A 12998-nucleotide genomic window follows, 5' to 3' on the forward strand; every position below is an offset into this window, starting at 1 on the left:
CGATGGGCAAGGAAAAGTTCAGCCGCACGAAGCCGCACTGCAACATCGGCACGATCGGTCACGTCGATCACGGCAAGACGTCACTGACGGCGGCGATCACGAAGGTTCTGGCGGAGTCGGGCGGCGCGACGTTCACGGCCTACGACCAGATCGACAAGGCGCCGGAGGAGAAGGCGCGCGGGATCACGATCTCGACCGCCCACGTCGAGTACGAGACGACGAACCGCCACTACGCCCACGTCGATTGCCCCGGCCACGCCGACTACGTGAAGAACATGATCACGGGCGCGGCGCAGATGGACGGCGCGATCCTGGTGGTGTCGGCGGCCGACGGCCCGATGCCGCAGACCCGCGAGCACATCCTGCTGGCGCGTCAGGTCGGCGTTCCGGCGCTGGTGGTGTTCCTCAACAAGGTCGACATGGTCGACGACGAGGAGCTGCTGGAGCTGGTCGAGCTCGAGGTGCGCGAGCTTCTCTCGAAGTACGACTTCCCCGGCGACGACATCCCGATCACCAAGGGCTCGGCGCTGATGGCGCTCGAGGACAAGGAGCCGAAGATCGGTAAGGAAGCCGTTCTGAAGCTGATGGAGACGGTGGACGCCTACATCCCGCAGCCGGAGCGTCCGATCGACATGCCGTTCCTGATGCCGATCGAGGACGTGTTCTCGATCTCGGGCCGCGGCACGGTGGTGACGGGTCGCGTCGAGCGCGGCATCGTGAAGGTCGGCGAGACGGTGGAGATCGTCGGCATCCGGGCGACGACGACGACGACGGTGACGGGCGTCGAGATGTTCCGCAAGCTGCTCGACCAGGGCCAGGCGGGCGACAACGTCGGCGTGCTGCTGCGCGGCACGAAGCGCGAGGACGTGGAGCGCGGCCAGGTGGTGTGCAAGCCGGGTTCGGTGAAGCCGCACTCGAAGTTCAAGGCCGAGGCCTACATCCTGACGAAGGAGGAGGGCGGCCGCCACACGCCGTTCTTCACCAACTACCGCCCGCAGTTCTACTTCCGCACCACGGACGTGACCGGCATCTGCACGCTGCCGGAAGGCACCGAGATGGTGATGCCGGGCGACAACGTGACGATGGACGTGGCGCTGATCGTGCCGGTGGCGATGGAAGAGAAGCTGCGCTTCGCCATCCGCGAGGGTGGCCGCACCGTCGGTGCCGGCGTCGTCGCCGCCATCAACGACTAAATCGCCCGATCCAGTCGCCCGGATCAGCCGTGCCGCTCAAACAGTCCCGAAACCCTCAGGAGCCCCGAACCACCAGAGAGGTGGACCGCCGCGCCCCGTCGGTGAAAATGCTTCTACGGGACGCCCCAGCCCGCGTCAACCGGGAAAACGCGGAGAAATGTGAAAACGCCCGCCACGGGACATCCTGGCCTTGCCGAACGCCCGTTGGCGAGAGGGGTGTGCTCAGAACCCCTTCTTCACCTGGGCCAGTGCCAGGGCCAAGCCATCGGCAACCCGTTCGCGCTCGACGGGATCGGCATCGCGGGCGACGACGACATGCTCGCGGCGGGAGACGAGGGTGAGACGGCGCAGGCCGAATTCCTCGTCATCCAAGCGGCTGAGCTTCGTCCAAAGCGGATTGAAGCGCCACTCGCGGCGCCCACCCCGTGGATCGATCCGCGCCAGCGAGACTTCGAGCGGCGAGATCGCGACTTCCTCGAAGGAGCGGCCCCGCCTGAGGCTCACCCTCAGGGCGACGTAGAGAGCCAGCATATCGAGGCCGAAGAAGCCGGCCACCGGCCAGAAGCCGGCGCGCCAGCAGGCGATCGAGGTCACGAGGGAGACGAGGCAGCACAGCCCCATCACGATGCGGAAGCCGTCGCGACCGAGCGACTGGTTCGGGCGAATGACGGCCGTATAGAGCGGGCGATCCATGATCGCCGGGTCGAGGCCGTCGGGATGCGAAGAAAGGTTGCCGCTGACCATGCGCGCAATATAACGCGCCGATGCCCCCGAAAAAGCCTGCGCCGCGCGTTTCCGAAACAGAACGGCGTCGTTCGAAACCTGTCGTCGGCACAGTGTCCGGTAAGAAACCGGCTCAACCCGGCGCAACGCTCGGCCCCGTCCTCACGGGCCATGTCGACACCGTCCCCGCTCCCGTGGACGACGACACCCTGATCGCCATCTTCGAACGGCTGCACGAGGCTGATCCGGAGCCGCGCTCGGAGCTTCAGTATCTCAACCCCTACACCTTGCTCGTCGCCGTGGTGCTCTCTGCCCAGGCGACCGACAAGAGCGTCAACCTCGCGACCGAACCCCTCTTCGCCATCGCCGATACGCCGCAGAAGATGCTGGATCTCGGCGAGGAGCGCGTGCGCCACTTCATCCGCACCATCGGGCTGTTCAACACGAAGGCCAAGAACGTGATTGCGCTGTCGCGCATCCTCTTGGAGCGGCACGGGGGCGAGGTGCCGCGGGAGGCGGCCGATCTCGAAGTGCTTCCCGGCGTCGGCACCAAGACCGCGAGCGTGGTGCTGAACGTGGCCTTCGGCGTGCCCCGCATCGCCGTGGACACCCACATCTTCCGGGTGTCGAACCGCGTCCCCCTGTTCAGCGCACCGACCACGGACAAGGTCCAAGCCGGCCTCGAAGCGCGGGTGCCGGAACCGTACCGTCTCAACGCGCATCACTGGCTGATCCTGCACGGACGCTACACCTGCAAGGCCCGGCGCCCGGACTGCCCGCGTTGCCGCATCGCCGATCTGTGCCGCTACCCCTCCAAGACGATGGAACTCACCCCCATATCGGCCTGATCCGGCGATCGAGGCTCACGGAGCCGGCCTCCACCGCAGCCCTGCGGGCATTGGCGTGCAAGGCCAACGCGTTGTGCTGCAAAGCCCGTTCCGGTACAGAGATGCTACGGCGGCCGGGACTATTTCCCGCGGGTTGTTGTCCCGGGAAGACGCTCCGGTCGCCTACCCGCCAGACGGGTCGCCGCGCCGCGGATCGCTTCACGTGCCAGTTCCGAAGGAGCCACGGCCCCATGGACTTCCTCAAACCACGGTACACGCCTATGAACCGCCGCCGTCGCATTTACGAGGGCAAGGCGAAGGTCCTCTACGAGGGACCCGAGCCGGGGACGCTCATCCAACACTTCAAGGACGATGCGACCGCCTTCAACGCGAAGAAGCATGAGGTCATCGACGGCAAGGGCGTGCTGAACAACCGGATCTCCGAGTTCGTTTTTCAGCACCTCAACGATATCGGCGTGCCGACCCACTTCATCCGCCGCCTCAACATGCGTGAGCAGCTGATCCGCGAAGTGGAGATCATTCCGCTCGAAGTGGTGGTGCGCAACGTGGCGGCGGGCTCGCTGGCCCAGCGGCTCGGGCTGGAGGAAGGCACCCAGCTGCCGCGCTCGATCATCGAGTTCTACTACAAGAACGACCAGCTCAACGACCCGATGGTGTCCGAGGAGCATATCACGGCCTTCGGCTGGGCGACGCCGCAGGAGATCGACGACATCATGGCGCTGGCGATCCGCGTCAATGACTTCCTGTCCGGCCTCTTCCTCGGCGTCGGCATCCGCCTCGTCGACTTCAAGATGGAGACCGGGCGCCTGTGGGAGGGCGACCTGATGCGCATCGTCGTAGCCGACGAGATCTCCCCCGATTCCTGCCGCCTCTGGGACATCAAGTCCTCGGACAAGCTCGACAAGGATCGCTTCCGCAAGGATCTGGGCGGTCTGATCGAGGCCTATACCGAAGTCGCCAAGCGCCTCGGCATCATGTCCGAGAACGAGAAGGTGCAGGCCGGCGGGCCCCGCCTCGTTCAGTGATGCCTCACCGCGGCGTGGCCGGCTCCAGGCCGGTCCAGCCGCGGCGCAGGAGCATATGCGTCGAGAGATTCGGGTCGAAGCCCGGATGATAATGGGGGTCCTGCATCAGCAGTGGCCCCCATCGTTTTTTCAACGCCTCTACTTCGGTGGCATGGCGGGCGGCGGCCTCGGGCGAAGGCCGTCGGCTCGCCGACTCGCGATGCTGCAGAACGGCGCCGCCAACATAGAGCGTCCGCAGCCCGGCCGCGTTGAGGCGCAGGCAGAGATCGAGATCGTTGAAATCGACGGCGAAGGTCGAGTCGAACCCGCCGATATCCCTGAACTTGTGCGCCTCGATCACTAGGCAGGCGGCGGTCACCGCCGCGACCGAGCGCGTCACGCGAAGCGCCGACAGGTAGCCGGGCGCATCCTGCGAAAAATGACGGTGACCATGGGTGGCGAGACCGCCGCTGCCGAGCACGATGCCGCTATGCTGGATCCGCCCCTCGCCGTCGATCAGCCGGGCGCCGACGGCGCCGATATCGGGGCGCAGGGCCTCGCGCACCATGCGCTCGAGCCAGTCGGAATGATCGGCCTCGACATCGTTGTTGATGAACGCGAGCACATCGCCCTGCGCCTGCGCCGCGGCCCGGTTGTTGATTGCGGCGAAATCGAACGGGCCATCGCAGGCCAGGATGCGCGCGGCGCTGGCTGCCTGGAGTTCCGCGAAATAGGCATGCGTCGCCGGCTCGCAGCTGCCGTTGTCGCAGATCAGGATCTCCTTTGCGGGCCAATCGGTGCGGGCCCTCAGACTCTCGATGCAGGGACGGAGCAGGTCGAGCCGATCGCGCGTCGGCACGATCAGGCTGACCAGAGGACGCGGCATCGGCAGGGGTCGCTCGAGGCGGATCACGCCGTCCGCCTCAACGAAGGCCAGGGTGGCGCCCTCCCCCGTCCGGTCGAGATCGCGCCGCACCGCGTCGAGGCGGCCGAGGCGCGACGCAACGCGGCCTGCCTCCCCTCCCCTCTCGGCCTGGAACGTCGAGGCCGAGAGCAAGCGCGGCAGGTGGCGCACGCTCGCGCGTCCGAAGCGGGCGGCGCATTCGAGGACGAGGTCCATGGCGACGGCGCCGGGGACGGGCGCGATGCCGCAAACGCTGGCGCGCCGCAGCGCCAGAACCGGGCCAAGATGATCGACGGCGCGCAGGAGAACCGGATCGAAGGCCGGCCGCAGCAGCGGAAGCCAAGCCTTGCCCGGCGCGGTTCGTACGAGCGCATCGCCGTAGAGGGCGTGGATCGCCGGATCGGTGAAGGCCGTGGCGATGGCGGCGGACGCGCCCTCGACCAGCGCGTGACCGGGGGCCGCGAGAAGGACGAGGGGCGGCCCCTCGGCGGCGATCCGTAGGGTGCCGTCCTCGCTCGGCTCGATCCGCTCGATGCCGTGCCGGGCGAGGGTCGCATCCGGTTCGGAAGCCGGCCCAGGGCCGGGCTGCCAGAGGTGATGACCCGCGCCGGCCAGGGCGACGAAAGCCTGCGCCGCCCGCACGCGGCGACCGGCCAGCCGGGTCATCAGGATCGAGAGAAGCCGGGACGGGTGGCGCGCCGCCCGGACGAGGCGGGCGATGATCCCCGGGGCGGGCGCGGTCGCGAAGAGCAGGGCGTCGGAAAGCGGCGCTCCCGTCATTCGAGATCCTCGCCGAACGTCGTGAGCGACAGGGCGGGATGGTAGTACGGATCATGGCGGATGACCTCCCGCCAGCGCTCGGCGAAGACGGCGGCCTCGCGCTCGAATCGTGCACGGGCAGCCCCGGTGGGACGGCCGCGGCTCACCGATTCGAGATGGGACAGGACTGCTTGGGGCGTCCATACCGTCTTCCAGCCGGCAGCCCGAAGCCGCAGGCAGAAATCGACGTCGTTGAAATCGACCGCGAAGGCCACGGCATCGAAACCGCCCACCGCCCGGTATTTGTCGCGGGAGACCGCGAGGCAGGCGGCGGTGACCGCGGAAACCTCGTGGGTGACCCGCATCCGGCCGAGATGGCCCGCCGTTTCGGCCGGGCGGCGGCGGAGGATATGACCCGCCTCGCCGCCGAGGCCGACGACGACGCCGGCATGCTGGAGGCGCCCGTCCTCGTAGAGAAGTTTGGCACCGACCGCGCCGACCTCCGGCCGCACGGCCTGGGCGACCATAGCGTCGAGCCAGTCGGGACGCAGCACCGCCACGTCGTTGTTGAGCAGGACCAGGATCTCGCCCCTCGCGGCCTCGACCCCTTGATTGACCATGGCGGCGAAATTGAACGGCTGCGGAAACGCCTCGATGCGCACCCGCGGATCGGCCCGCAGGCGGTCGTACAGCGCGAGCACCGCCGGATCGGTCGAACCATTGTCGACGATGACGAGGTCGATCGCCGGGTAATCGGTCCGGTCCAGCACGTCGGCGGTGACGCGCGCGATCAGGTCGGGCCGGTCGCGGGATGGGATGACGATGCTGACGAGGGGCGCGGGTTCCGGCCGATTCCGGTGAAGGTCGAGCGTTCCGTCGCGCAGGATCGCGCGGGCGGGCTCGCCCGCTGCCCGCAGCTGCGCTTCGAGATGGGCCGCTCGCGCGGCGGCATCTTCGGGGATGGCGATGCGGCGGCATAGAATGCGCGGGAGGTGGACCACGGCAGCGGCACGGCAGGCGGCCAGATCCAGGGTGATCGCGAAGGTCTCCGGCGCCCCCACCGGCTCGACCGGCAGCTGGGTAAGGAAGGCTCGGGCCAGAAGGGTCGGAACGCCGAGGTAACCCGTCACCCGCGCGAGGTCGGGGCTCCAGTCCGGCTTGAGTCGCGGCGTCGGCGCGACGAGACCGACTTCTTCGTCCGCGTAGATCAAGTCGGGCTTGGTCTCTTGGAACGCGGCCGCGAGATGGGCCAAGGCCTCGGGGGCGAGACGATCCCCCGGTCGCAGCAGACCGAAGAGGTCTGCTTCGCCGCAGAGGGACAGGGCCGTGGCATCCGGACTCCACGCCGCACGATGGATGCGGGGGTCCGCAGCAGCGGGATCGACCCACCCCTGACCACCCGCAAGGTGAAGGGACCAGTTCGTATGGCTCTGGGCTTTCAAGGCCGCGAGCGTGTCCGTGATCGCAGCGACTTCCGCCCCTTCCGCCGCCAGGACGAGACGGATCCGGATGGCCGGCGCGGGTGTTTCCGGCAAAGGCACGGCGCCACGCGTCCGGTGCCACCGATCAAAATCCGCGAGGGGAGTGGCTGCGCAGGCACCGCGCAGACTGTCGCGCCAGCGCCGCTCATCGCCTCGCACCAGGGCACGAAGGCCCCCGAGGGCGCGGAGGGGATATTTCCTGAGGCATTCGGCGAAGACATTCGCCGAGGTCCGCGCGCCGACCCGCTCCAACGCGAAGCCCTGCCCACCGGCGATCTCGATCGCCGCGCAATCGGCGGGCAGGTAGCCCAGCCAATGTGCGGTGCCGAGGACCGGGCCCGGCAGCACGAAGCGGTCGATGCGCCCCCCCGAGCGGCGTAGTCGCAGGAGCGGGCGCTGCGGTCTTGCGCGAACCGGGAGGGCGTAGCGCAGCACGATCCAGCCGCCGGCGACCTCGGGCGGTAGGACGAGGCGGCGGTCGAAGAGCGGGTCGTCGGTTGCCGTCACAGAGAAGGGCGTCTCGCGGCCCTGCCACGCTCCATCCGATCCGGCGGTGCCGTGCGTTGTCGGGCTCAGACGCGCCCTCCACGCGGCCAAAGCGTCGGACGGCCGAACATCACTGGCCCGCCACCGGGGCTTCGCTCTGGGCGGCTTTCGCGGCTTCGGGCGCGGACTTGCGGCGCCGCGCGACGGGCTTGGCCTTCTGCCCCGCGAGGGTGACCTCGATATCGTAGCCCCAGGCCTTGTCGGCGGGCACGATCAGATCGTTCTCGATCACCGAGGCCTCGCCTTGAGCGGTCCCCGCCGGGATCGGAATCGCAACCCGGTGCGTCCGGCTCATCACCGGCTGCTCATTATATTTGATCGACACAGTCACCGGCGCATCGAAGCGCCCGCTGGCCCCTGCGGGACCGAGCATGGCCCGTACCTCTACGCCGACCCGCACGGACACCGTTCCGTCGCCCCGCGCCTGGCACTCACGGCTCAGACGGGAAACCACGATTTGATGGCGCAGGCGGGTGTTGTCGCCCGCCGCTCCGGCGAAGGCTTGGATCGCCGCCCCACCGTCCGGCACGAAGACGGCCGGGCAATAGACGTCGTTGGGATCGAACGCCTTGGGAGCCATGAGACTGCCGCCTCCGCCACTGCCTTCGCCGCTCCCGCCGCCGAACAGGTTCTTGAAGAAGCCGCCCGATTCGGCCCGCGCGGCGCCGACTCCGGCCAGCGCCAGCCCGATGCAGGCCGCGGAAAAGAGCGCTCTCGTGGTCATCCCGCGCATTCCGCCCTCTCCGCGCCCGTCACTTCAGCGTGTCGAAGCCGGCGCCGAAGCCCTTCATCGAGACGGGGATACCGACCCCCTCCTCGGGCGTCTGGAACACGATGAAGGTCGCCTGCGCCCCGCCGCGGAGCGAGCGAATCAGGCCTTCGTCCATGACGACTTCGGCGACGCATCCGGTCGTCAGGCAGCGCACGAAGCTCGCCCGCCCCACATCGGTCTGGTCGATCTTCAGCCCGAGACCGGAGGGCAGCAGCACGCCGAGCGGCGCCACCACGCGCAGCAGGTAGCCACGATTGTCGGCGGTCTTGAGGACGATGACGACGAGGGTCAGGTTGGGCCGGTCTTCCGCCGCCACGTACTGCACGAGGGCGCATTGCTCGGCCTTGGCGCCGGCCGGCGTCTCGCAGCGGAGCTGCCAGTCGTCATAGGTGTTGCGCACCGTGCCCTGCGCCGCGGCCGGACCGGCGGCAAGGAGGCATGCCGCAGTGGATAGCAGGCAGGCCAGCACGACACGGCGGCGCTCCATGCCCGACCGCATCACCCGACCTACGCCCGAAAACAGACTCACGCGCCAGCCCCTCGTCGCTCTCGCATCCACCCCGCGAAGGTCCGGGAGGTGGGACCATGGGGGTCACCCGGTGTCAAGCAATCGCGGCAAGCGTGTGTCCGTGGCTACCGCCGGAGCGCCGGCTGCTCTACATCATGGTCAAGCTCTTGCCGCATTCGCTCCTGTTCCGGGACCCACACCATGCGCCGCCCCGCCCTTCGGACGCTCTTGTCGGCTGTCTTGCCGGCCCTCTTGCTCACCGCCGGAAGCGGCGGTGCCCTCGCCCTGTCGCTGCCCTTCGAGGAATCGACGTACCTGCCGCCCCAGGCGACCACGACCTATGTCGAGCGCTCGCTCAACGGTCAGGCCGCGCTGACGATCGAACATCCGCCGGTGGAGCGGAATCCGCGGGGACGCCGCGGCGATTCGGCGGCCATTGCCGGCTTCTGCCGGGACGGCGGCACCCTCATGCGCCGCGACGAATTCGGGCGCCCGGCCTACCTGCGCCAGCGCGAGGTCTGCGACAACGTCGCGCCGCGCCAGCTCTGGCCCGGCCATGTCGATCCGCGCCCGGCTTGGCCCGCGGAGCGGGTTCGGGCGCATCGTCGGGCGATCGTGACGAAGTACTGAGCGGGGCGGGCCGCCCTCAGCCGAAGCGGTGCAGCTCCGCGCCGTGCCGCTTCAACCATGCCTCCGCCGCATCGACGTTCGGGCACAGCTCGTGCGTCAGCTTCCAGAAGCGGGCCGAGTGGTTCATCTCGCGCAGATGCGCCATCTCGTGCGCGACGAGATAGTCGAGCACCATCGGCGGCGCGAGGATCAGCCGCCAGGAGAAATTCAACTCGCCCTTGGCCGTGCAGGAACCCCAACGGCTGCGCGTGTCGCGCAGGGTCAGCCCCGCCGGCCGTCGGCCGAGGCGATCCGAGTAGGTCGCAATCGCGTCCGATAGGTCCCGCCGTGCCTCCCGCTGCAGGAAGTCGCGAACCCGGCGCGCCACGTGCGGCGCCTCCCCCGGGACCGTGACGGTCGCGGCGTCCGGATCGACCGCCACCGTCCCCCGGCCCTCGCGGTGGAGAAGGGTGTGGGGCACGCCCCGCAGCGGAATGCTCGCACCGGGCACGAACGGAACGCGCTCCGGGATGCGGGCGAGGCGGGCGGCGATCCACCCGCCGTGGCTCTGCGCGAATTTCTGCGCCGTGATGAGCGACGAACGGGCCGGCAAGGTGAGGATCACGGCACCGGTCGCGTTCGACACCCGCAGCGTCAAGCGACGGGCGGTCGGGCGCCGAAGGATCGAGACGCGGAAAGTCCGGCCGTCGTGATCGATCTCGATATGATCCGGATCGGGCCGTCGCAGGAGCGCGCGCAACATGGGCGGGAGGTTAACCGGCCCGAGCCGCCGCAGCCATCCCGCCCGTCCGTCGTTCACGTGAATTTCGCCACCGAGACCGCCCCGGTCAGGCCGGGCTCGCCGCCATTTCGCGGATGAAGGCGGCGATGCGCGGGGCGATCACCGCGCGATAGCGCGAACCGTTGAAGACGCCGTAATGCCCGACCTTGTCCTGCAGGTGATAGGCCTTGCGGGTATCGGGCAGGTTCGGTGTCAGGTCGAGGGCAGCCTTGGTCTGGCCGACACCGGAGATGTCGTCGTTCTCGCCCTCGACCGCGAGGATCGCGCAGCGGCGGATTGCCGAGAGATCGACGGGCTTGCCCGCATGGCGCATCGTGCCTCGCGGCAGAGCATGATCGACGAAGACCGTCTGCACCGTCTGAAGGTAGAACTCCGCCGTCAGGTCCATCACGGCGAGATACTCGTCGTAGAATTCGCGATGCTTCTCCGCCGAGTCGCCGTCGCCGGTGACGAGGTGGTGGAACATGTCGGAATGGGCGGTGACGTGGCGGTCGAGATTCATCGCCATGAACCCCGACAATTGCAGGAAGCCCGGATAGACCCGGCGCAGCGCCCCCGGATAGGGCGGCGGCACCACCGTGATGCAGTTCTTCTCGAACCAATTCATGCCGCGCTCCTGCGCGAGGCAGTTCACGGCGGTGGGCGAGCGGCGGGTGTCGATCGGGCCGCCCATCAACGTCATCGAGACCGGCACAGCCGGATCGCGGTCGGCCTCCATCACGGCCACCGCGGCGAGGACCGGGACGGCCGGCTGGCAGACCGCCATGACATGCAGATCCGGACCGAGGTCGCGGAACATCGCGGTCAGGTACTCGATATACGTGTCGAGATCGAAGCGGCCCTCCAGCAGCGGCACCATCCGGGCGTCGGACCAGTCGGTGATGAAGACCTGATGGTTCGGCAGCATCGCCTCGACCGTGCCGCGTAGGAGGGTCGCGTAATGGCCGGACATCGGCGCCACGACGAGAAGCTTGGGCTGCGGCTCGGACGGTCCGCGACTCAATCCCCGTTCGAAGGCGATGACACGGCAGAACGGCCGTTCCCAAACGACGCGCTCGAACACCGGCACCGGCTGCCCATCCACCGAGGTCGTCACGATGCCGAAATGCGGCTTGCCGTAGCGCCGGGTCGCGCGCTCGAACATCTGGAGGGCCGCCGCGGTCGAGCGGGCATAGGGGCTGTAGGCGAACGGGTTGCCCGGATATTCCAGGCTGTGCCGCGTCATGTCCGCGGCGAGGCGGGCGGGCCCCATCATCGCCCGCGCGGCCTCGTACCACGCATAAGCCAAGTCCATCTCGTCGCTCCCGGTTGCGACCGTGTCCGCGCCCCTCTTAACCCATGTCTGTTTAGAGGCGATCAAGGAATTTCGGCTGCGGCGTCACGGCCCCCGTGTCCGCCGTGGCGACGAGCCCTATCGTCTGCATCACCATGATCGATGCAGCCCCAGAAATCGGCCGACCGGCAGGCCGGCACCTCAGACTCGACACCTTCGTCCGGCTGCGCTGGCTGGCCCTGACCGGTCAGAGCGCCGCGGTCGTCGGTGCGCAGTTCGGGCTCGGGCTGAACCTGCCGTTCGGCTGGTGCTTCCTCGTCATCGCCGCATCCTGCTGGCTGAACCTGGCGCTGCGGATCCGGTTTCCGGCGAGCTACCGGCTGAGCGACGATTCGGCGGCCCTGCTCCTTGCCTTTGATATCGTTCAGCTTGCCGCACTCCTGTTCCTGACGGGCGGGCTGCAGAACCCCTTCTCCCTCCTGTTCCTCGCCCCGGTGCTGATCTCGGCGACGGCCCTCCCCCCCGACCGCACCCTTGCCCTCGGGCTCCTCGCCGTCGGTCTCGCGACCCTACTCGCCCTGGTCCATCGCCCGCTGCCCTGGTTCGCCGACGGGCGCATCGAACTGCCTTTCCTCTATGTCTCCGGTGTCTGGACCGCGATCCTGCTCGGCACCGCCTTCACCGGCGTCTATGCTTGGCGGGTCGCCGAGGAGACGCGCCAGCTGGCCCAAGCGCTCGCCGCGACGGAGCTGGTGCTCGCCCGCGAGCAGCACCTGTCGCAGCTCGACGGGCTTGCCGCCGCCGCGGCGCATGAATTGGGCACGCCCCTCGGCACGATCATGGTCGTGGCCAAGGAACTCGATCGCCTGCTCGGCCCGACCGCCACGCCGGCCGTGGCGGAAGATCTGAAGCTCCTGCGCGATCAGGTCGATCGCTGCCGCGGCATCCTCTCAAAGCTGACGTCGCTCGGCGAGGACAACGAGGAGGGCGAAGGCTTTCTCCAGACCGTCACCTTCGGCCATGTGGTCGAGGAATTGGTGGCGCCCCAGCGCGCCCTCGGCATCGCCGTCGCGGTCACGAAACAGGGCGAGGGGCCGGAACCGGTCTGCCGGCGCAATCCGGGCGTGATGTTCGGCCTTGCCAACATCGTCGACAACGCCGTCGACTTCGCCGATTCGCGCGTCGAGATCGAGGCGCGGTGGAGCCTGGAGCGGGTCTGGCTCACGATCCGGGATGACGGCCCGGGCTTCCCGAGCGAAGTGCTGCTGCGGGCAGGCGAGCCCTACGTGACGACCCGTGGCCCGGAGCGCTCCAGGGGCGGCTCGCGGGGGGCGGATCAGGCCGGCGATGCGGTCGGAGCCGGGTTGGGGCTCGGGCTGTTCATCGCCAAGACCTTGATCGAGCGCTCTGGGGCCCAGCTCGTGCTGTCGAACATCACCGGTGCGGGCGAACACGGCGCCTTGGTACGGGTGTCCTGGGCACGTCACATTTTCGAGAGGGACGTGATCGCGCGCCAGCCCGTTGCGCACAATTCTCTGCGACCCCTGCCAGAACGCGATGCCGCACCCATATAAAG

At 68.6% G+C, this 12998-nt stretch carries 12 protein-coding genes; 5 read left to right on the top strand and 7 right to left on the bottom strand.

Annotation, left to right across the window (positions count from 1 at the left end; all coding sequences use genetic code 11):
* Positions 1-2: 2 nt before the first annotated feature.
* Positions 3-1193, top strand: a complete 1191-nt coding sequence (gene tuf / locus OWC43_RS06000; RefSeq protein WP_238308967.1) for an elongation factor Tu — start codon at positions 3-5, stop codon at positions 1191-1193.
* Between the two features lie 222 nt (positions 1194-1415).
* Here tuf and OWC43_RS06005 read toward each other — a convergent pair whose 3' ends face one another.
* Complete coding sequence (locus tag OWC43_RS06005) at positions 1416-1937, bottom strand: DUF2244 domain-containing protein (RefSeq protein ID WP_393956047.1); 522 nt, start codon at positions 1935-1937, stop codon at positions 1416-1418.
* A 20-nt stretch (positions 1938-1957) separates the two neighbouring features.
* On the opposite strand from OWC43_RS06005, the gene nth reads away from it, so the two are divergent.
* Entirely contained in the window at positions 1958-2764 is an 807-nt protein-coding gene (gene nth / locus OWC43_RS06010) for an endonuclease III (protein WP_393956048.1), read from the top strand.
* 230 nt (positions 2765-2994) lie between these two features.
* Positions 2995-3789 (top strand): phosphoribosylaminoimidazolesuccinocarboxamide synthase, encoded by a 795-nt coding sequence (purC, locus tag OWC43_RS06015; protein ID WP_012452496.1) that lies wholly within the window; start codon positions 2995-2997, stop codon positions 3787-3789.
* A gap of 4 nt (positions 3790-3793) precedes the next feature.
* On the opposite strand, the gene OWC43_RS06020 is transcribed toward purC, so the two are convergent.
* From OWC43_RS06020 to OWC43_RS06035, 4 genes are all read right to left on the bottom strand, one after another.
* Positions 3794-5452, bottom strand: coding sequence for a glycosyltransferase (locus OWC43_RS06020; protein ID WP_393956049.1), 1659 nt, complete (start codon positions 5450-5452; stop codon positions 3794-3796).
* The gene (locus tag OWC43_RS06025; protein ID WP_393956050.1) at positions 5449-7419 is read right to left on the bottom strand and encodes a glycosyltransferase; all 1971 of its coding nucleotides are present in this window, start codon (positions 7417-7419) and stop codon (positions 5449-5451) included. Before OWC43_RS06025 ends, OWC43_RS06020 begins: the two co-directional genes overlap by 4 nt.
* Before the next feature lie 109 nt (positions 7420-7528).
* The gene (locus tag OWC43_RS06030; protein WP_393956051.1) at positions 7529-8182 is read right to left on the bottom strand and encodes a hypothetical protein; all 654 of its coding nucleotides are present in this window, start codon (positions 8180-8182) and stop codon (positions 7529-7531) included.
* 28 nt (positions 8183-8210) lie between these two features.
* Complete coding sequence (locus OWC43_RS06035) at positions 8211-8717, bottom strand: invasion associated locus B family protein (protein ID WP_393958504.1); 507 nt, start codon at positions 8715-8717, stop codon at positions 8211-8213.
* Positions 8718-8939: 222 nt separating this feature from the next.
* Here OWC43_RS06035 and OWC43_RS06040 point away from each other — a divergent pair, with 222 nt between their 5' ends.
* Positions 8940-9368, top strand: a complete 429-nt coding sequence (locus tag OWC43_RS06040) for a hypothetical protein (protein ID WP_393956053.1) — start codon at positions 8940-8942, stop codon at positions 9366-9368.
* 16 nt (positions 9369-9384) lie between these two features.
* On the opposite strand, the gene OWC43_RS06045 is transcribed toward OWC43_RS06040, so the two are convergent.
* On the bottom strand, positions 9385-10110 hold the full coding sequence (locus OWC43_RS06045) for a M48 family metallopeptidase (RefSeq protein ID WP_393956055.1): 726 nt from the start codon (positions 10108-10110) through the stop codon (positions 9385-9387).
* A gap of 85 nt (positions 10111-10195) precedes the next feature.
* A complete protein-coding gene (locus tag OWC43_RS06050; RefSeq protein ID WP_393956056.1) occupies positions 10196-11443 on the bottom strand; it encodes a polyhydroxyalkanoate depolymerase in 1248 nt (415 codons plus the stop codon).
* A 134-nt stretch (positions 11444-11577) separates the two neighbouring features.
* Here OWC43_RS06050 and OWC43_RS06055 point away from each other — a divergent pair, with 134 nt between their 5' ends.
* On the top strand, positions 11578-12996 hold the full coding sequence (locus OWC43_RS06055; protein ID WP_393958505.1) for an ActS/PrrB/RegB family redox-sensitive histidine kinase: 1419 nt from the start codon (positions 11578-11580) through the stop codon (positions 12994-12996).
* Positions 12997-12998: the final 2 nt, after the last annotated feature.

Origin of the sequence: Methylorubrum sp. POS3 (assembly GCF_043352485.1) — a bacterium.
GTDB lineage: Bacteria > Pseudomonadota > Alphaproteobacteria > Rhizobiales > Beijerinckiaceae > Methylobacterium > Methylobacterium suomiense.